The organism is Bacillus sp. FSL K6-3176, from assembly GCF_038003325.1.
In the GTDB taxonomy this organism is placed as follows: domain Bacteria; phylum Bacillota; class Bacilli; order Bacillales; family Bacillaceae; genus Bacillus; species Bacillus altitudinis.
In genome coordinates this window covers 1,660,111-1,679,381 of record NZ_JBBOOX010000001.1, presented here as the reverse complement: position 1 = coordinate 1,679,381, position 19,271 = coordinate 1,660,111, and the positions used below count along the sequence as shown (strand labels likewise).

19 protein-coding genes are annotated in these 19,271 nt (G+C 40.7%); 1 reads left to right on the top strand and 18 read right to left on the bottom strand.

What is annotated here, in order from left to right:
- The 14 genes from MHB38_RS08675 to MHB38_RS08610 are packed head-to-tail and all read right to left on the bottom strand — an operon-like array spanning nt 1 to nt 14,099.
- On the bottom strand, nt 1-1,194 hold the full coding sequence (locus MHB38_RS08675; protein ID WP_048001540.1) for an acyl-CoA dehydrogenase family protein: 1,194 nt from the start codon (nt 1,192-1,194) through the stop codon (nt 1-3).
- The gene (locus MHB38_RS08670; RefSeq protein WP_053069925.1) at nt 1,160-2,470 is read right to left on the bottom strand and encodes a hypothetical protein; all 1,311 of its coding nucleotides are present in this window, start codon (nt 2,468-2,470) and stop codon (nt 1,160-1,162) included. The genes MHB38_RS08675 and MHB38_RS08670 overlap by 35 nt, the downstream gene beginning before the upstream one ends.
- On the bottom strand, nt 2,457-3,713 hold the full coding sequence (locus tag MHB38_RS08665; protein ID WP_135227161.1) for an ATP-grasp domain-containing protein: 1,257 nt from the start codon (nt 3,711-3,713) through the stop codon (nt 2,457-2,459). The genes MHB38_RS08670 and MHB38_RS08665 overlap by 14 nt, the downstream gene beginning before the upstream one ends.
- A 4-nt stretch (nt 3,714-3,717) precedes the next feature.
- Nucleotides 3,718-4,848, bottom strand: a complete 1,131-nt coding sequence (locus MHB38_RS08660) for a nucleotidyltransferase family protein (RefSeq protein ID WP_341003093.1) — start codon at nt 4,846-4,848, stop codon at nt 3,718-3,720.
- Nucleotides 4,835-5,971, bottom strand: a complete 1,137-nt coding sequence (locus MHB38_RS08655) for an aminoacyl--tRNA ligase-related protein (RefSeq protein WP_135227163.1) — start codon at nt 5,969-5,971, stop codon at nt 4,835-4,837. Before MHB38_RS08655 ends, MHB38_RS08660 begins: the two co-directional genes overlap by 14 nt.
- Nucleotides 5,972-6,823, bottom strand: coding sequence for an HAD hydrolase family protein (locus MHB38_RS08650; RefSeq protein ID WP_135227164.1), 852 nt, complete (start codon nt 6,821-6,823; stop codon nt 5,972-5,974).
- Nucleotides 6,824-6,826: 3 nt separating this feature from the next.
- The gene (locus tag MHB38_RS08645; protein WP_234922839.1) at nt 6,827-7,909 is read right to left on the bottom strand and encodes an inositol-3-phosphate synthase; all 1,083 of its coding nucleotides are present in this window, start codon (nt 7,907-7,909) and stop codon (nt 6,827-6,829) included.
- Nucleotides 7,910-7,933: 24 nt separating this feature from the next.
- Nucleotides 7,934-8,740, bottom strand: coding sequence for a histidinol-phosphatase (locus tag MHB38_RS08640; RefSeq protein WP_096881418.1), 807 nt, complete (start codon nt 8,738-8,740; stop codon nt 7,934-7,936).
- Nucleotides 8,741-8,756: 16 nt separating this feature from the next.
- Nucleotides 8,757-9,530, bottom strand: coding sequence for an SDR family NAD(P)-dependent oxidoreductase (locus tag MHB38_RS08635; RefSeq protein ID WP_048001546.1), 774 nt, complete (start codon nt 9,528-9,530; stop codon nt 8,757-8,759).
- A 14-nt stretch (nt 9,531-9,544) separates the two neighbouring features.
- Complete coding sequence (locus MHB38_RS08630) at nt 9,545-10,273, bottom strand: SDR family NAD(P)-dependent oxidoreductase (protein WP_041507281.1); 729 nt, start codon at nt 10,271-10,273, stop codon at nt 9,545-9,547.
- Nucleotides 10,270-11,259 (bottom strand): phosphotransferase enzyme family protein, encoded by a 990-nt coding sequence (locus MHB38_RS08625; protein WP_135227166.1) that lies wholly within the window; start codon nt 11,257-11,259, stop codon nt 10,270-10,272. The genes MHB38_RS08630 and MHB38_RS08625 overlap by 4 nt, the downstream gene beginning before the upstream one ends.
- Before the next feature lie 4 nt (nt 11,260-11,263).
- Nucleotides 11,264-11,815, bottom strand: a complete 552-nt coding sequence (locus MHB38_RS08620) for an AAA family ATPase (RefSeq protein ID WP_135227167.1) — start codon at nt 11,813-11,815, stop codon at nt 11,264-11,266.
- 14 nt (nt 11,816-11,829) lie between these two features.
- Nucleotides 11,830-12,864 carry a hypothetical protein gene (locus MHB38_RS08615; protein ID WP_135227168.1) on the bottom strand — a complete coding sequence of 345 codons (1,035 nt, stop codon included), beginning with the start codon at nt 12,862-12,864 and terminating at the stop codon, nt 11,830-11,832.
- 5 nt (nt 12,865-12,869) lie between these two features.
- On the bottom strand, nt 12,870-14,099 hold the full coding sequence (locus tag MHB38_RS08610; RefSeq protein ID WP_135227169.1) for a methionine adenosyltransferase: 1,230 nt from the start codon (nt 14,097-14,099) through the stop codon (nt 12,870-12,872).
- A 109-nt stretch (nt 14,100-14,208) separates the two neighbouring features.
- On the opposite strand from MHB38_RS08610, the gene MHB38_RS08605 reads away from it, so the two are divergent.
- On the top strand, nt 14,209-15,291 hold the full coding sequence (locus tag MHB38_RS08605) for a serine hydrolase domain-containing protein (RefSeq protein ID WP_167764463.1): 1,083 nt from the start codon (nt 14,209-14,211) through the stop codon (nt 15,289-15,291).
- Here MHB38_RS08605 and MHB38_RS08600 read toward each other — a convergent pair.
- Genes MHB38_RS08600 through MHB38_RS08585 form a run of 4 tightly spaced genes read right to left on the bottom strand, consistent with a single transcriptional unit; the run spans nt 15,288 to nt 19,240 of the window.
- A complete protein-coding gene (locus MHB38_RS08600) occupies nt 15,288-16,454 on the bottom strand; it encodes a hypothetical protein (RefSeq protein WP_341003083.1) in 1,167 nt (388 codons plus the stop codon). The genes MHB38_RS08605 and MHB38_RS08600 overlap by 4 nt on opposite strands.
- Before the next feature lie 23 nt (nt 16,455-16,477).
- Complete coding sequence (locus tag MHB38_RS08595) at nt 16,478-17,623, bottom strand: nucleotidyltransferase domain-containing protein (protein ID WP_135227171.1); 1,146 nt, start codon at nt 17,621-17,623, stop codon at nt 16,478-16,480.
- A gap of 5 nt (nt 17,624-17,628) precedes the next feature.
- Nucleotides 17,629-18,207 (bottom strand): CYTH domain-containing protein, encoded by a 579-nt coding sequence (locus MHB38_RS08590; RefSeq protein WP_057079546.1) that lies wholly within the window; start codon nt 18,205-18,207, stop codon nt 17,629-17,631.
- A 19-nt stretch (nt 18,208-18,226) separates the two neighbouring features.
- A complete protein-coding gene (locus tag MHB38_RS08585; protein ID WP_135227172.1) occupies nt 18,227-19,240 on the bottom strand; it encodes a hypothetical protein in 1,014 nt (337 codons plus the stop codon).
- Nucleotides 19,241-19,271: the final 31 nt, after the last annotated feature.

The window sequence follows — 19,271 nt, the reverse complement described above, 5'->3', positions numbered from 1 at the left end:
TCATACCCAGCGATTTTTTAACGGGATAATGCCCAGCTCTTTTTTCGCAATCACTTCTTTTAATACATCTTTTGAAGGCGGATGAAATTTTGCCGCTTTCACATCTCGGCTTAAGCGCTCGAGCAAAGATCCTTGCTGTAATGAAGAAAAACCCTCGACCTGAGAAGCCAGCTCCACGATTTCTTCTGCCGCCTGCGTCACAAAGTGTTTAGTAATCAGCGTCTTCGTATACAACTCACTCGAGTAATGAGTTTGTTGCTTTTCTCGATCTGCTTGCTGGGCACAGGCCATGAGCTGAGAATGTGCAACATCTAATTTCATTTTCATATCTGCAATACGAAATTGTTGACCTGGTAAAAAGGCTGATTTCTTCTTAGAAATTCGATCATTCCTTTTATATGCCATACCGAGGGCATGTTCATATGCTGCCTTTGCAATCCCGTAATAAACAGCGGTAACAGCTAAACGAAACCAATAGATTAAATGTTCAGTATCTTCTATTGCGTAGCCTTCCCGCCCGATGAGCTGATGATCGGGTATAAACACTTGATCAAAATGAATGTGATGACTCATCGATGCTCTCATTCCCGAATAATTCCACGATTCCTCCACCTCAGCACCTTCACTCGGTAATGTCATTAAGAGCGCCGTCATTCCATATTGAGATGTGCATGACGACGGGGCATACTCACAATAGATTGGCAAATATTTAATGCGCGGTGCACCTGTCACAGTAAACTTAGTTCCACTCACAAGATATCCGCCATCTGTTTTTTCGGCGGTGATGGTTGGAATTCCCTCCATTTGCTTTCGCTGATAAATAAAAATCACATTCGGGTCACTGACAGAAGCGATGAACTCTCCTGAATGCCGAATATCGTCAAATACCGAAGCCTGCTGCTCACTTGTCAGCACTTCAGAAAATGCGCCGAGCGAATAGTAATGCATCGCCATAATGAGGCCAGTTGACGCACACCCTTTAGATATGTGTGACAACAAGGTGATCGTTTCTTCAAATCCATATCCAAGACCTCCGTCTTGTTTCGGCATATTGGCGACATGTAATCCACAATCAATCAGCTCGTCTAGATTCTGATGCGGGAACCGAGATTCGGCATCCAGCTGCCCTGCTCTTTCTGAAAATTGGTGAATGAGACGATCAATCGTTTCTTGTCGAAGCTCTGTCAGTTTCATCTTCACCCCTCCTTTGTCTAAAGAGTGATCTATTTTGTTTCAATAAGAGATCTTCCGGTGTCCCTCTATCTCGCACAACATAATCGTTCCCCTCAAACAACAGTAGCTCAAGAGGAGAAGAATGACCTAAAAATAAGGTAGGGCTGTAGCTCAGTCCATATGCACCAGATTTCTCAATACAAAGAAGATCTCCTACTTCCCCTTGCGGAAGCTCCACCTGCCTGCCAATTAAGTCTTCTGGTGTACAAAGCGGACCAACAATTGATTGTTTCACTACGTCTGCGGTGTTGCTGGAATGTTTAATGAGCCGCATAGGGTAATTATTGCGGAGCAGTCTGCCTCTAAACGTCATCGCTTGATGATGATGCATCCCGCCATCTGCTATTAAAAACGGCTGCCCTTTTGATTCTTTTACATATTGTATGGTTGTTAAATAAACACCACATTCTGCTAAAAGAAATCTCCCCATTTCTATAATAAATCTCGGAAATTCAAGCTCTGTTTCATATGATCTAATCAAATCCGCTACGTGTTGAAATAGCCTTTCAGCATGAAGCGGGGTTTCATGCTGAAAATACGGAATGCCAAAACCGCCACCTAAATCAACCATCTGGCATGTTCGTCCATATTCATTCTTGATTCGAACAGCTGTGTTAAGTGTGTATTCAAACGATGATAAAAGCGATGTTTCATCAAGAACTTGAGTTCCCAGATACATATGGATACCTTTAAATAGCAGCGAATGATCATACTTCTGAAACAGATCAAATACATCATTCAGTTTAGATTCATCTATTCCAAATGGACTTGGAACTCCGCCCATTTTTATTTTGGCTCGTGACTCAATTGATTCTGGATTGATCCGAATGCCTACTGATGCCTGCTTGTCTTGACGTTTTGCAGACTCAGCGATGTAGGTGAGTTCTTCCTTAGATTCGGCGATAATACAATAGATCTCATGCTGAACAGCGGTATCAATCTCTTCCTTCTGCTTACCCGGTCCAGAAAAAATGATTTGCTGCGGTGAATAACCTGCTTTTATCGCCATGAAAAGCTCTCCTTCAGAAGCCACTTCTATACCAGCTCCAAAAGACCGTAACAATGATGCAATCGAGACATTTCCATTGGACTTAAATGAAAAGAACACCTCAGCTGTTTGATGGAGCCATGATGTAATGTGCTCATAGTGCTCTTTCAATGCATCTCCATCGTATACATACATCGGCGTCCCATAACGATTCGCTTTCTCTAAGAGCGTAAAGTCATTTTCCAGCACATCTCCTCCTCCTTTCTGATGAAAATTCCATCTCATCAAACATTGTCAGCATATGAATCTGCTTGTCCTTCTTCATATGGTAAAACAAGATAAACAATCGATAGTGCCACGTATCATCAGATCTCGTCTTACCAAAAGTATAAATAAAGAACCCGCCATCTTCTCCCGGATTAAGTGCTTCTGTTACCTCCGTTAAGACATCTTCAAATGGCAGGTCAGCGCAGCATGAGAATCTTTTAAAGCGGCTTTCGATATATTCGTAGGTTGAAAAAAAACGACAAATCAGTGGGAGTAAATAAGTGACCTGTGTGAACCGGGCATTTATTTCAATGATCGGTATGAGCTGTTCATTTTCATCAATAATTGAATCGACACCAACCACACCACGATACCCTTCATCATAAAGAAGCTCTATGATTCTATGCATGCTTGCTTCGTATTCACGTTTTTTGTCCAATTCATACACAGGCGCAAAATCCGTCCCTAAGTAAATGCCGTCCTCATTAATTTTCTGCTCTGTAATGGAGAGTAAGTGTGACCCCTTCTCTTGAATGAGCAATTGGGCATTTAAGGACCGTTTAATCGGATGCCATCCCTCTAAGAGCAAATCCGTTTCGATATTCCTTCTTTCAATAAAGGTCAGCAGCTGCATAAATTCTCGGTCACTTTTTAAAATACGCAGCCCCTTCCCAGATGATCCATAAGGTATTTTCAGAACCATTTTGGAGAAATTCTTCGCCTTTAATTCTTCATACGTCTGTTTTAATTCGTCAGCATGATGACAGATAGCGCCGCATGTGACGTTAAACAGATGTTCTTCTGCCCATCTTCTAGTAGAAATCTTATGATTGAACCGCTTTACGAGTGTAGCATTTGAGCCGTATATCGTTCTTTTTTCAATCAATGCTTCTTTTTCAAGGGATTCATCTAAAAGATACGGTACAATCAGTCCATTTAATTTAAATGCTTGGTCTAGTTGAGTCATATGCGGAAGCTGGACACCTTGATTTTCCAAATAGGCTAAAAAAGCTTTATCAGGCTGATGATGCAAGATGACATGATGCTCTTTAGATGCAATCAAAAGCAGTTGTTGTTCTTGCTGAAGAACCAGTTCATTTTGAACATGATCTGTCATGACTGGTAAAGCTCTTGTTTGATCCCAGCTTTGTTCTTGATTCATATTCCCATACCAAATCACGTCATTTCTTCCCTTAAAATCAAATAGCGATGCCGGATCTTTCATGACACTACTCCTTATGCACAGAATGCTTGTTAATATCTAAAGATCGATTAATATGAAAGAATCGTTTGCGAATTGGTTGATTCCAAGTATGAACGACATCATTTGCATCCAGCACTTCGGATAAATAAGTAAGCGATTCAGGCTGAAGTGCGTTCATGACAAGTTCAGGAATCGTTTGAGGAAAGACCTCATTCACATAATGAAAAGCAAAATAGACCATCTTTTCAAAGCCATACTCTTTCGTCTGGCGGACAAACAAATCCACATCGAGTAGGTCTTCCTTCATAAACATGCCATATATATCTAGCAGTTTATAAAGCAGTAAGTCTTTCATTGACTCCACTTCATTTAAATAAATCGCTTCTTTATAAAAATGAATACATAGGAAAAGAAGCATATCCTCTTCTTTTAAAGAACATACATCGTGCTGATCAACAGACGTTTGAATTCGTCTAGACAGCATTTCTTTGACGATTGAATCCGTTCGGTTCCCTGTCATGAGATCAACTGAAAACTGAACATCAATTTTATGACAATCAATAAAGCGGCAATCTGGTGTAGGTTTCATATAGGTGTAGGTTTGATGTGAGTTCATGATGAGGTAAAGGATGTCTTTGCGTTTGGCAGGTGTGACTGTCCCCGTTTCATAGTTCCAAGAACCTTGAATATAGCCTAATTCGTTTAATACGCGTCCAGTTTCTTGCAGCTGATCTTGTGAGATAAAGAGATCGTTGTCCCCAAATAAGCGAAGCCCAACATCACCGTAGGCCCACTGGCCAATCACACTTCCTTTTACAATGGCATACTCAATTCCTTTTTGATCAAGTGCTTGAAATAACTGATCATTGAACTTGATATTGTCTCGAGCCGTTTCTAATTGACCCTTATACATAATCTCTAGTGACTTTAAAAAATAAGTCGCTTTAAACTCTTTTCTTAAATGAATGGCATAACGTTTAATATTCTTCCACGCAATTCCTGCTGTCCGGTGAACATGCAGCATTCCGAGAATGACATTCCAGTCTTGCTGCTTATACAAAAGCTCCTGCATCTCTTCAATTTGACTGGCTTTTAAAAAAGGAGTGGATAAAGTGAGAGCTGTATGTTCTTCTTGAGTCAGATTACTTTGCAACATAGCGCTCCTCCTTTAAATGAAGCATGTCTTTCGGCCAATCCTTTCGATTTCGACCGTATGTTTGTAAAAACACTTGAACCCAACGATCGATCCCAAATGCCGCACAACCTGAATAAAGCGGCATACCATCTTCTCCGCTAATATGGAACCTTTCGCAAAGCATCTCTCCGCAGTCATTAAAAGAAGCGATCGAAACGTCTTTCTTTTCTGTCACAGCGACTAATTCATATTTGCTATTAGCCATTAATTGATAATTCGCTTTATCCATATCATCATAAAAGAAAAAAGGGTCATTTGCGGTCGTGACCTTTCCACTTAGACCAAGTTGATTAAAGCATTCCCATGTGTTTTCAAGGAGTGTTTTTCTCGTTTCATTGATAAATTCTTGATGACCAATAAAGACAATTTCGCGCATACTAAATTCTATTTTCCTGAGAGGGTCCACTTTCCAAGAGATTTCATGTCTAAAACATTGCCCCGTTGCTGTCATCATTTGATTGTCTGTATACGTCTTCCCTTCCCATTCCTCATAGCAGTGATAACAAATACACGGCTGTAAAAAACGGCCTGCCTGCTGGAAGTGTTCAGGCTGAAAACCACGATGCTTTTCTCGAATATCATCAATGATTTGATAATCATGAGGGATCTCAAAAACAGAATAAATATTTTGCGGAAAATTCGTATGATACTTACATTTTTCCATTAAATCTTTACTGATCGTCGAAGGATATCGCCTTACTTTCGCTCCAAGTGAAATCCCTATATTTAAAAATAATTCATCAAAGTAGTTTGATAGTTCCAATTCAACTTCATCATAGAAGGTTCTTTTCTGATCTTCCTCGCTTAGTTTTGAATGAACAGGCTCACTAGATAAATAAATATTTGATTTTATTTCTTTTTCACGAAATCTCCGCAGCTGTGCGATATTTGACGATAGATTCGAAAACGCAGTTGATATTGCCTCTTTGTCTCCCATTTTATCTACGGTTACTTCAATCATAGATTCCTCTTCGTTAAGAGCCACGTGCACAATATGAGCAGATAGAAATGAAACTCTTTCCATAAAATCCGATATCATTGTATCTTCTAATGCTTCTGGTAAAGGCAGTTGAAGGGTCCTCAACTAAATACCTCCCTTTTCATTGATAACGTGCGGCGTTTCAAATGATTGTAAAACTTTAAATAGATAATCAGAAATAGGCTCCTGTAAATGAACATCACTTAACTCAATCGCCGACGGATGACTATCTTGAACGGCTAGCCCCCACTTGGCCTTCTTCAGCATCAGCCTGTCATTATGACCATTTCCAAAGGCAATCACACGATCTAAATCTCTTTCTCCAAAACAATCGAATAAATGGTGCTCAAGCATGTCTGCCTTACAAATCCCTTTTGGAGATATGACTTGAGCATTTAAAAACTGGGCATCTGCTACGTCGCAATGACAATTTTTTAATTGTTGAGCAAGATCCACTTTTTCTTTTGGTAAAATAAATAGTTTAGTTACATGGTCAAAGCTAAATTCTTTCTTGTGACCAACCTCTATTTTTTCTCGTGGAAAGGTGTATAGCATGCAGTATTTCAACTTAGCGCTTTTACTTGATGCCACGTGCTTTCCATGAGATTCCATGACAAATTCAGCTTTTCCATCAAGTGATGTGATGATCTGTTGGCATAAAGCTGCATCTACATACTGCTTCACCTCAAATGTTTTCTTTTCATGATGACAAATGACATTCCCATCATTCAGCAAAACATCATGATGAAATAAGGCGAGTAGAGATCGATCTAAATCCAGAGAGAAGAAAGAATCATAGGTTCTTCCTGTCACAATAATGGGTATAATGCCTCTTTGGCGCAGCATGTTCACTGCGCCATGGACATCACCAATAAGCTCGCCTCTGTCATCAATTAATGTTCCATCCAAGTCAAAAGCGGCAAATTTGATCTTGCGAAGATTGAGTTCCGCTTCCACTGGTTATACCTTTTTCAGCTCAGCATTTGCCACATATTCATTGAACAGACGTAATGATTCTGAATCGACTTGTCCAACTGGTGGACTCTTAAATAAGAATGGGCAGACGTCATGTATGACACCGCTATGATTCATATCTTTAGCTGCTTTTGCAACACGCATCGCATTCGCAATGACACCAGCTGAATTCGGACTATCTTCTACTTGTAAACGAATTTCAAGTGAAATGTCAGAATCTAAAACCGAATTCCCTTCTAATCGCAGGAAGCAGACCTTATGATCCCCTAGGTAGCTGACATAACCATTTGGACCTGCTGCCACTTCACTGGCATCAATACCTGAAGCGAACAATGCTTTTCTCTTCGATTTTTGCTTACTCGTTGATCTCATAGGGTTGGCTAGGTTTAAAAAGTCCGTATTGCCTCCAACATTTAGTTGGTACGTATTGGTGATATCAATCCCGCGGGATTTTAATAGTTCAATTAAGGCTGTATGCAGTGTGGTTGCACCTAAGTGACTTCTTAAATCGTCTCCAAGGAGCGGGGTCTCCGACTCTTCAAACATTTTGACAAACTCAGGATCATTTGCCACCGGTTCAGGTGTCGCATTAATAAAGGCTGTTTGAGCGTGTGCACAGGCCTCTGCGTACACACGAACTGCTTCAAACGAACCTGTTGGTAAGAAGCAGACGAGTACATCTGCCTGAACATCTTTTAACCTTTGCGTCACATCATGTGTTTTCATATTCAGTGAATGTTCATGTGGTTGAATGCAGTTGGACAAATCTCCTTCAAGTCCATCGCATAAAGGACCTGCTTCGACGGTTACTTGGAAAAACGGAACATCGATATGTTTCACTGCAGCTGTTGGTTTAGTAAAAATGGCCTCTGATAAGTCTTTTCCGACTTTATTTTGATCTACTTCAAAAGCTGCAACAAATTCGACATCAGATAACTGATAGCCTCCAATGACGTCATGCATAACACCAGAGAGCGTATCCTTCTTTTCCTTAGCCAACTCAACAAATTGAACGATACTTGACGCACATGATCCTACTCCTGCAATTGCTACACGAACTTTTGTCATGTTCATAACCCCTTTTTTATGAATTTATAGAGCCAATTTTCGCTTTTGACGAGATTGAAAAATACACCATTCCTGGTAACCTAATTCCTTCAGCGTTTGTTTCACTTTCAGCCAATCATCTGCCACGCGGGCGGGCTGATGAGCATCTGAGCCAAACGTGACATCCACACCATAAAATTTGGCTCGCTCTAATAGATCCATTGATGGATACCAGCCTCCGCAGTCTTTTGTTTTGCCAGAGGTATTCACTTCAATCACAGAACCACTCTCCGCAATGACTTTTAGCGCATCATCGACAGCTTCTGTTTTGAGATGAGCAATTTCTGGATAAAAACCTTTTAAGGCGTCAATATGACCTAAAACGTCGAACATTTGACTCTCAGCAGACATCTTAATCAACTGGTAATACGTCTCTTTTTCAATGATTGCTTGTTTCTCTGTGATTCGTTCCCAGCGTTTCCGGTTAAATAGGTCGTATCCATTACTGACATGAACCGAGCCAATGATATAATCAAATGGATAATGTCGATACACGTCTCGGTAGAGGGCTTCGTGTTCTGGAAAATAGTCAGATTCAACACCTAACAGCACGTGAATTTTCCCCTCATATTCCTTTTTCAATTGCAGGACTTCCTCTACATATGATTGAAATTCACTCTTAGCCATCGCTACCCATGGTTTAAAATGATCGGCCTCTTCACCAAAAAACGGGGAGTGATCCGATATTCCAATACATTCTAGGCCTAATTTGACAGCCTCATCGATATATTCTCTGATGTTTCCCTCCGCATGACCACAGCGCTGATGATGTGTGTGCAGATCAAATTTCATCAAAATGTTTACTCCTCTACATGGCAGTATAGCCGCCGTCAACCATTAAATTTTCTCCTGTGATAAAACTCGCTTCATCAGAGAGAAGAAAGATGACAGCAGATGCGATCTCTTCTGGATCAGCTGTTCGTTTTAACATGTGCATCCCTCCAATATCAGGGTGCTGATTTGCTTGATCTCTTGTCAACCCAAGTTCTTCCAAGTGGAATCGTTCGTTATTTTTGTTCCACACCGTACCGGGATTCACTGCATTCACACGAATACCTGCATCCGCCAAATCCATTGCCATGCATCGCGTCATATTCACAACGGCTGCTTTTGTTGCGTTGTATGTTAAATATTTCGGCTGGGCAATATGACCTGAAATGGAGGCAATATTTACAATGGATCCTTTTCCTATTTTCTCCATGTAAGGTGACGTGTGTTTGACACATAGGGCTTGCCCCATAATATTTAAGTCCATGATGCGCCGCCATTCTTCAACAGTAGCTTCAAGGCCACGCATGATAAAAACGGCTGCACAATTCACAAGCATGTCAATTTTCCCAAAATGATCGACTGTTCTTTCTACCATTGAGACAATGGCTGCCTCATCAGCAATATCAGCTTCTATAAACAACACATCATATCCGTTTTCTTTGAGCTGTTTTTCTGCTGCTAGTCCGTAATCTACATGGTGATCAGCAATGACGACTTGCGCACCTTCTTGTGCTGCTCGTTCTGCGACCGCATATCCAATCCCCTGCGCCCCGCCTGTCACAATCACTGTCTTTTCTTTCATTCCTCGCATGTAGCTGCCTCCTCTTACCACTGAAGTCTTTTACCGTCTCTTAGTAGCTCTCCTGTTGGTCCATCTCGGGGGAGCTGTGCCGCCCATACGATTCCTGATGCGCCTTCCTGTACAGTTTTAACAGCCTCTGATGTCCCCATGTCCGTTTGTACCCAGCCAGGACAAACCGCATTCGCAAGAATAGAAAATGGCGCCCCCTCTAAAGCCGTGACTTTTGTCAGAACGTGCAAAGCCGCTTTTGACATCCTGTAGTAAGGACCGCTTTTTCCGTCACGCCTAACATCGTTTGAAGCGGAGATGGCGGAGAGCCTGCCCATGCCGCTAGATACATTGACGATTCGTCCATATCCAGCCTCTTTCATGTAAGGGAAAACCGCCTTGGTCATTCTAGCTGCGCCATATACATTGACATTCATCGTTTCTTGAAGTGTCGATACAGGAAGATCTAAAAAAGATGGAAAGGCGTCATCCATTATGTTGTCAAGAAAGACTCCCGCATTATTAATCAGCACATCCACTCTCCCGTACGAATCCTTTATAAAAGCCGACAGACGTTCAACCGACTCTTCGTTTGTCACATCTAGCTGGTATGGCACAACCTGCTCATTTATATCAGAAGCAGCTAATTCAGCATTTTCAATCTGCCGCGCTGTTAAAATGACAAGCATGCCATCTTGCGCAAGCTGTCTGCACACTTCTTTTCCAATGCCTCTATTTCCACCAGTGACAACAGCAACCTTCATATCCTCATCTCCTTTTGGAGATACCACTCTTCTTTCAGCTGGCTTGATGCAGATTCTAGTGCTTCCAAGGACCAATCAATATACCAGTTCAATAAGTGAGGTGTGTAAGTATGCAGAAGGGTTAAATACCGCCCTGTCGGAATATATAAAAGTCTGATAAAACCAGATATAGAACGCCACTCGTTTTCAGATAAGTCATTGGCATATGCCTTTAAAAATTGAATCGTTTTCACAATATCTAGTTGAAATGTTCCCCGCTTGATTCTCGTTAACAAAAAAGCAGATATGGCTGCATCATAGATTCGGGGTCTATAACCTGCTGTATCGAAATCAAGAACCATGGCGAGCTTCTTGTGACGGATGAGCAGGTTGCCAGAATGAAAATCACCATGTGTGACAGCATGAGGTAATGCCTCATACAGACTAGGATTTAGCAGCGTGAGTACATTCATCAGCTCCTGTTCATACACTTTGAGCAAAGAAGCAGCCTTTTTAGAAGAAACGACTTTCTTTAATACACTTGCCGTCTTATCCAGTGTTTCGTCCGGTGAAGTTATCCAGTTTTTCAATTCGCAGTTTGGGTTCACAGGCCCTTTCGGTAAGTTCTTTAATGAATGAAGTTGTCTTAATACCCGAATGGCTTCTTGTTCATCTGAACGATTTCCCATTTCATATGGTCTTCCTTCAAAATAGGGCCGCAACTGCCAAAAATGTTCTTTGAATAAAATGGTTTTACGACCGTTCTCTGCCTCTATCATGGGTTGAATCGGGAAACCATAATCAAGCAAAGCATCTGTTAAATCTTCTAAATATTGAAGCCACTTTGCATCATGATTTCTCGCACATTTTTTTAAGACAAAGCGGTTTTTAGCATCCTCTACAAGCCAGCCTTCATTAGGGCTTCTTCCGTTTAAAGGTGTTAAGCGGATTGGCTGTTCCGAAAACCAATATTTCAGGACATTATCAGCATCATCAGATTTCATCATGTCCTCACCCCTTTTTCTCAAGGTTTTTGATTTTCCTAAGTACCAGATCTGCCGCTTCCTGCTTGTCTATGCGCAGGCATTTCACACGTGATTCTTTTTTTAATTTGTGAAAAAGCTTCTCGTTTTGATGGAGCACCTCTGGATACACATGAAAGGCATATGAGAAAAATTGGAGCGCATTACCTATTCGCTCCTTATTTCCATTCCAAAGTTTCTCCCTTGTCATGAGCCGCTTGAACGTCCTTTTCATGAGACGGGGGAATGTCTTCCTTCTCTTCACATCAAGCCATATGATCGTATCAGCATATTCAGTCAAGATATGGTGAACAGATGAATATTGACCATCAATCACCCATTTCTTTTGTTTAACAACTTCATGGACGTTATCGATAAACAACTTCCTATCTGTTTTTTTCCAGTTCGCTTGCCAAAATAGGGCATCGAGCTCATAGTGAGGTAACATTAATTCCTGTTTCAAGTGATGGGCAAGGGTCGTTTTTCCAGATCCAGGTGGACCAACAATCCATATTCTCTGGCTAGCTCCTTCATTATTCAAGTGGTTCCCCCCTGTTACAGAACACGTTCATGCTTTTGAATGTCGTTTCTCACCTTTGTTAACAGATCTAATGATTCATCCCAATTGAGGTTTTCAGTTAATTCAAATACTGGCACTTCGCTTGAATGAATGGACACATCTTCACATAACAGATCTAGTGATTCCTCCGAAAAGCCATTTTTCTTTAACAACTGGCCAAAAAGTGTATGTGCGGGAGTCAGCCTTGTGTCAGGTGTACGAAAATAGTGAATCATTCCCGCCATTGCTTCTACAGGTCCTGGTGACAGGTGAATGCCATTAAATCGAGTACACACGTTCGTTAAACCAAACCGTTTTTGCTCCGACAGCAGCATGTGTTTAAAAGAACCTGCTTTTGCCTCTTTAGGGTCCGTTGCACCGATAAAATCTTCTCTTAACATCCTCATAGGCTTCTTTGAAAAACATTCCATGACGATAATAGACTTTGCAGGTGCAGTGAACCACTCAATTTGACAAGGGTGGAATGAATTGAGCAGAAGCATCTGTTCTCCATCCACCTCGGCCTTTATGGCGTATGTGCCCGCACCTAGCTTGTCCACCTTCATGTTCCGTGTCAGAAGCTCTAAACCATATGGCGTAAGCTCTTCGTACTTTTGTAAAAATTGATGGCCTCCATATATGAAATGTTCCTTCTGTTTAAACTCTGGATATTTAAAGAACAGCATCTTTTTTGCCGTATCTGACAATTCACTCAGACCGTTTTTAGAGATTTTGTTCAGCATCCCATATTGTTTTTCTATTATTTTCTTTTCTTTCAAATATAAGGATGATATAACGCGCACGGCTCCTATTTCTACATCATGATTATCTAAGCGTAGGAGAAGTTCATCTAGTATTCGATCAAGCTGTACACCTTTATGGATACTGGTTAATTCAGGCTTTAGTATCAATAGAAGATGATGTTGATTCAATTGTTTGTGTTTTTCAATTTCATATGGATGAATGGTCACTGCCATTGGTTCTTTTGTATGAATACATGCATGAACGGCATCAATGACTTTTTCTTTCATCCTTATTACCACATTGTCACGCCTTTAAAAATTAAATCTTTTGTCACATCGCCCATCGAATGAACCGCATTCATGACAATGTCTTCAATTCTCTTTCTATCCACTTCATTTCCATCCCACTGTTCAATACGGACGGCAATTTCATCAGGGTTGTGGAGCGGTGCTTCTTTTGAAGTAAAGATATGCACTTCTGTTGGCTTTTGAATGGTCTCAAAAATTTGATCTGCCAATCGTTGCGCGAGCACTCCATACAATTTCCCTGTATGATCAAGCGGGTTTTTACCAGCCGGTGCTTCAATACTCATAGACCGCATTGGGGTGATCAATCCATTTAATCGATTTCCTCTTCCAACAACACCTACATCGCCTGTATCTGCTACAGAACCAAGTGCTGTTAAGTACGGGCGACCATTGCGATCTGTTGCGTTCAGCATAAGATCAGGGGTAAGTCCTAACGTTTCATGAATATAGCGTGCAATTTGATCCTGACATTCTTTTTTACGGGAAAAATATTCCGCAAGACTATGAATATCTTTTGCTAGAAAAGGCATGTTTACTATGAGTTTGAAATCTTCATGACGTCTGCTTCCAAATATTTTCACATCCCAGCCGGTATCTGGGTTCACCTTTTTAAATTCTGGTCCATTCACATAACGCTCTGTATAGAGAACTAGCTTCTCAAGACGGCTTAACGGGGCATGAGCATGCAGTAAATTACAGTCATTTGAAACAAGCTTTGGATCACCAATCTCGATCATATCTGTTTCAACCATCGGACGATATCTAGAATTTTTACGCCCTGCCCCTTGATGATCAACAATCCGGCAGTCAATGACGAGATGTTCGTCAGCATCAAATCCGGTCGTCACCTCTGATAACACATCTTTGGCTGCATCGAAAAGAATCTTTTTAAGAGGAATCGGCTCATCACCGTATGCGTATGCCCCTTTTCCAGCAAACACAACTTGATAAGGTTTGACCATTGTTCCTTTTCCGTACGTTACATCAGCATCTCCACCAAGAAGCATCACTTTGTCAAACCAGTGGTGTGCTACTCTGCCGAAATGTTCCATGCAATATTGAGAATAATATTGAGAAGCTCTTTCTGCGATGGCGTCACACATCGTATCTGGATGCCCTACTCCTTTACGTTCTACAAGCTCATATGGAATTTGTTCAATATCCTGGCCATCGCCTTTTAAAATATCAAGAATGGTTTTTTGAATTGTTTTCATTATCAATCGCCCGCTCTCTTTTAAAATATAAAAATATTGATTCTTTACCTCAAAACAACATGAAACATTTGGTAATATATATATATTCTGTATGAAAGAGGTGTCTATTTTGATCAATGAATCGATCCTACAACGCTTGCAAGATACAACCACTGACATGAAGAAGTTATTGAATCAACATCAAATTCCTGGCTGCTCTATTTGTATTTCTCATGAAGATAAGCACGTTTGGTCGTGGCATGAGGGCCTAGCTGATATTGAAAGCGGCACCCCTGTTACAAAAGACACAACCTTTCGAATTGGTTCAGTGACTAAGCCTTTTACTGCAATGGTCATGATGAAAATACGAGAGGAAGGATTGATTCAACTCGATGAGCCTATTCATACTTACGAACCTTTACTTTCTTTCATAAAAAGTCACATGTCTGAACCAATTCCACTCACTTTCCGAATGATTGCCTCTCATATCTCAGGCCTGCCCAAAACACTCGATAAAGCAACTCATCTGCGAGATATGACATTAGCTCAGTGCATGGAAATACTGACTATTTTTACACCGCCTTGGTCTATCATCAATTATTCCAGTCTTGGCTATTCAATTTTAAGTAAAGTACTAGAAAAAGTGAGTCAACAGCCATTTAGAGAATTAGTGCATACCCACATACTAGAACCGCTCGATTTGCAGCAAACTGGATTTATTGAAACAGCATCCACAGCCAAAGGGTATACCCTTTCTTCCTCTGGTCTTTCCGGCATATCTTATCCAAGTGCTGAAACACCATCTTGGGAGGACGGTTCAAGCGGACTATTCTCTACAGCAGACGATTTGATTCGATTCATTCAAGCTCAATACGACGGAAACCGTCTGCTTCATCAGCATTCGCTAAAAGAAATGCAAAGCCCCGTTATGGTTGAAGAAGATTTCACTAGAGGTGTTGGTCTATCATGGTTTTTGAGACCTTTTAACGGATTCACCTTAGCTGAACATAGCGGAGAAATTAAAGGCTTCACCTCCTATATTGGCTTCATTCCAAAGCGTAAATTAGGCGTTTGCATTCTCTTAAACTCTGACGAAAGGCTCGCACGGCCGATTGCCGACATGCTCTTTCAAATCATGCTGCCAGCAGATCACGAACAGATGAAAAAGCGTGAAGACCGTCTCAAACGAATGTTTAGACAATCCTCTCTTTAAATGGAACTCACTTTTTTGTTTAATAGATCTGGAATCGCGTCCTGGAGATACCGCGGATCACCCTCTAAATAAAAACATGGCATATTGAATAAATGATGGATCAGCTCAGATGCCTTTTGTTCAAGAAAGGTATCTGACACATGCCGAAGGCCGAGCCAGCCTTTTAAATAGTCAGGATCTTCTGGTTCTCTTATATTGGCGACCATGATATCTTTTGCTCTCTGATCATCGTTTTTTACTGGTACAAGCCTGATCTCACCTGAACCTATTTTGAGTGAAGGAAAAATCACCATATTTACTTTCGTAGAGCTCCGAATCGTTGTTCCTGTCATGTCAGTAGCTTCTTTTGGTGTAATTTCAAACTTACAGCCGCTCGCCCATTTTTCTTTTGCCTCTTCCTCTGTTGATATGGTTTCATCCCATATTCTTTTATCTTGAGACCGGCTGAATTTTTTGTTTTTCAGTTCCTGTATATTTGTTGTGGCTTGGACGGTTCCTACTCCAAGCGCCAAGCACATCGGCCATCCATACACAGTAAGTTCCTGATCTTCAAGCACTGAAATAGAACGATCGTTTGTGATAAAATCTGCTCCCCCATGATGCAAAAACTGCCACATAGTAGTTGACTTCCCGGCACCTTTATCGCCAATAATTAACGCTCCTTTTTGGCCATCTTCAAAAGAGACAGCCGCTGCATGCGTAAAGCATCCACCTTGGTTTTCTAATGTTCTAAGGGCAATTTCTCGAACGATTCGCAGTGGACAGCGTATCGCAGATTCATTATTGTTTTTTCCAATCACAGCATAACGCCCTTTATTGACCGCCACACTGTGCGGCTCGTCACCTTCATGCGAGGCAAACAATACTTGATCGTCTAATTTCAATCGTTTGTAAGTAAACTTCCTTTTTGCTGTAATCGTTTCACCCTTTTGAAAGCACGCATTGCGAACGGACTGTTCAAGCTCAGGATCAATGATAAACCGTATATCAATCTGTGAAGGCATATCCCCCACACTGTCTGGTTCTTTCGGGATATAATGTTCGATATCTTCAATTGCCAGCGATTCGGTTGATAAAATGTTAAAATGAATACCTGCAAACACAAATGATTTTTCATAAGGAAAATCGTTCTTTGGCTTTTCAAAAAGCGCTTTTATCTCCATATAGAATCCTCCTCTTCATTTTGCTACTGCCTTTCAGGGAACAGCTGTACGACAGGCTCCTCTTCAAGCTCATCACGATTATCCAAGCTGAAAAAACGCTCAACAAAAGATTTCTTCCACATTTTCGAAGAACCGAAATCATTTTCTCCATAGGCTTCTAAGAACGATTGGTCACTCATATCTAACTGCTGCAATTGATCGATATAGTTCGTTTGATACAATAAATCTACAAACGTAAACGTGTAAAAAAGTGCTTTCTCGGCCCCTAATTCCTTCGCTCTTGCTTGCAAAGCATGCCAATCAAGTTGGTTTTGCTCTTCAGCAAACTTGACGTACTCCCTTACATCGCAGAACTTAATCAAATTGAGATCTGCATGTAAATAGACATACTGTACATTTGTTGCTTCCTTGTATAAATGGAAAGCAAGATGAATGAGAAAATCTAAAGGTTCAAGCATATAAGTATCCGTTTGCAAAAATGACTTTTCTATAGCAGCATCTAGCAAGGCATTTGTAGCGTCGTAGTTTTTTTTCAGCTCAACATCGTATGAGAAATCAACACGGTGAACCTTCAAAAAGTCTTCTCCGCTTCGTTTAATATGTGAATAAAGATTCCCGGCATTCATTCTCCACATCATTTCTTCTTCTCGGGAAATCGGTATTTCTTGATCGGTTGCCCAGTCATATTTACCGATGATAAACCCTTCCTCCTTGAGCAATGAAGAAGCTCTTTTTCGATCATCTGGATGAATTAAGAAATCAATGTCTGACATCATTCGGAGTCCATAATCTTTGTAAACAAGAGGCGTTAAAATGGCTCCTTTAAGAGGGACTGCTTTCAGATTTTCTTTTCGAAATGTTTGTAAAAGACGCTTTAATTCCTTGAATCTCTCCATATTTTTTTGACGATTCCCGATATAATGATAATGAAGTAAAAATTTGTAGGTTGTCGTGATTTTTTTTTCATCATCAAGGCGAATCAAATGAGGCGTCATCAGTTGAAGTACCTTATGTCTTGATGCAAGTCCAATCAATTGAGGTACATCGATGCCGTCTTTTAATAAATCTCTCATCAACTCTTCTTCTTTTTCATTTAATTGAATACGTGAGCCAAGTAATAGCAGCCTCTCTTCATTTGTGAGAGTGGATTGATCCAAAACAGCCCGCATGTTGATTACTCCTTCCCGTATAGTGATTTAAATCTAGTGATAAATCGAGAGCGTTTCCCTTTTCGATTGACTGGTATGTCCAAATCATCCGTTAGTCTATGAAACCATTGATCTGCCTCATATGCTTTTTCACTGTCATATTCAATTTCTAATTCATGATCTGTGATGCCAAGATAGCTGCTTTGATCCAAATCCACTTTGATGCCTGTCTCGATATAAAAGGTAGTTCGTTCAGTAACCAATAGTCCTAACAACTCTGGCTGTTCAGTCATTGTAAAAGGTAAAGACGTTACGATGTTCTGTACATCTAGTTTTTGCGGTAGATCCTCAATAGGAAATGACTTTTCTTCTCTTACTCTTTTATAACCAGACGTTTGACTGGGACATTTGATCTCAAGTGTTCGTTTGCCGCTGGTTTGACGGATCCGTACGGTATAGCCATATCGTTTTAATAAAAAATCTGAGGTGTCGTAATAGTAATTGAAGTTCATTAAATAAGTAGGTTTATGATGTTGACTTAACATGTTGTAGATGTGTTGAAAATCTGTTTGTGACAACAAATATTTATACTCCTGCTCAACCATGACTCACCTCCAAAACGTCTTACACGACTATATCGGATTGTTCAAGAAGCTCTTGAATGAGAAAGGTTCCTTTCTCTAAAGAAGTAAATGCCTGTTTTAATGAATAACAAGGGATCTTTTCCGCTAGATGTTTAAGAAATGGTTCTAGCTCTTCGGGTGTCGGTAATGTGAAATATGGTAAGAGGAATTCATTATGTCTTCCAGGATTGATGACTGCGTGCTCCTTTAGACGTTCCCCTGCTTCATGTGGACTGATTTTCGAAAGTGTGGCGCCCGTTTGCCCATGAGGTAAAAACTCAGGAAACACCATGACATCGATTTTCCCCATTGTTTTGACTTCACGTGAAAACCATTTTTCTAATTCCTCCGGATAGACGAAATGATAGTTCTTATCATCTTCATTAAATGGATGACTCGATGTTTGAAGTCTATATGGTGTTCCAAGCTTTTCAATGGCTTCAAAAGAATCTTTCCGAATACTCATAGATCTCGGCCAACCAGTTCCTTTGTACTCGTTGTTCGTATATGAAATCCCTATATCATCGTTTGTGATGTACGTTGCATCGGTTAAGGATAACAAGGATAAAATGGTGGATGTTTTGCCCGCTCTTGATCCGCCTACTAGTGCAATCCCTTTTTGATTCATCTCCATCATGCCGCCATGCAAATAGACAAGTCCATCCTGATAACACAAAAGGCGAAGCAGTACTCTTATTAAACGCAGTGCGTGTTGGGCTGTCCATCTGACATCTTTTGGTTCATCTATCACAACGACTTTCTTCTCTCCGTGATACAGGTAGCGGCAGCGAGGTTCCATCTTGGTTTGATAAAAGACTTCTTCAAGTGGCACTTCTGTTTGAATGTCTTGTGCATATTTGCTCGTTAAAATCGTCCAAACGTCTCCTTCAAGTCTGTCTGTTATTTTGCTGCACTCAACATAGGGATGTACTTTACTGATGACTAAATTCTGAACTGATTCATCTGCCCCTAATACCACACGAACATTATTTTTTTGATAGCTTACATATGACAATGAATGCCACCCCTTATGATAGATTGATAAA

Coding starts and splice junctions, on each gene's coding strand:
- MHB38_RS08675 (WP_048001540.1), bottom strand. CDS start 1,194: ATGAAACTGACAGAGCTTCGACAAGAAACGATTGATCGTCTCATTCAC.
- MHB38_RS08665 (WP_135227161.1), bottom strand. CDS start 3,713: ATGAAAGATCCGGCATCGCTATTTGATTTTAAGGGAAGAAATGACGTG.
- MHB38_RS08660 (WP_341003093.1), bottom strand. CDS start 4,848: ATGTTGCAAAGTAATCTGACTCAAGAAGAACATACAGCTCTCACTTTA.
- MHB38_RS08645 (WP_234922839.1), bottom strand. CDS start 7,909: ATGACAAAAGTTCGTGTAGCAATTGCAGGAGTAGGATCATGTGCGTCA.
- MHB38_RS08640 (WP_096881418.1), bottom strand. CDS start 8,740: ATGAAATTTGATCTGCACACACATCATCAGCGCTGTGGTCATGCGGAG.
- MHB38_RS08635 (WP_048001546.1), bottom strand. CDS start 9,530: ATGCGAGGAATGAAAGAAAAGACAGTGATTGTGACAGGCGGGGCGCAG.
- MHB38_RS08630 (WP_041507281.1), bottom strand. CDS start 10,273: ATGAAGGTTGCTGTTGTCACTGGTGGAAATAGAGGCATTGGAAAAGAA.
- MHB38_RS08625 (WP_135227166.1), bottom strand. CDS start 11,259: ATGATGAAATCTGATGATGCTGATAATGTCCTGAAATATTGGTTTTCG.
- MHB38_RS08615 (WP_135227168.1), bottom strand. CDS start 12,864: ATGAAAGAAAAAGTCATTGATGCCGTTCATGCATGTATTCATACAAAA.
- MHB38_RS08610 (WP_135227169.1), bottom strand. CDS start 14,099: ATGAAAACAATTCAAAAAACCATTCTTGATATTTTAAAAGGCGATGGC.
- MHB38_RS08600 (WP_341003083.1), bottom strand. CDS start 16,454: ATGGAGATAAAAGCGCTTTTTGAAAAGCCAAAGAACGATTTTCCTTAT.
- MHB38_RS08595 (WP_135227171.1), bottom strand. CDS start 17,623: ATGCGGGCTGTTTTGGATCAATCCACTCTCACAAATGAAGAGAGGCTG.
- MHB38_RS08590 (WP_057079546.1), bottom strand. CDS start 18,207: ATGGTTGAGCAGGAGTATAAATATTTGTTGTCACAAACAGATTTTCAA.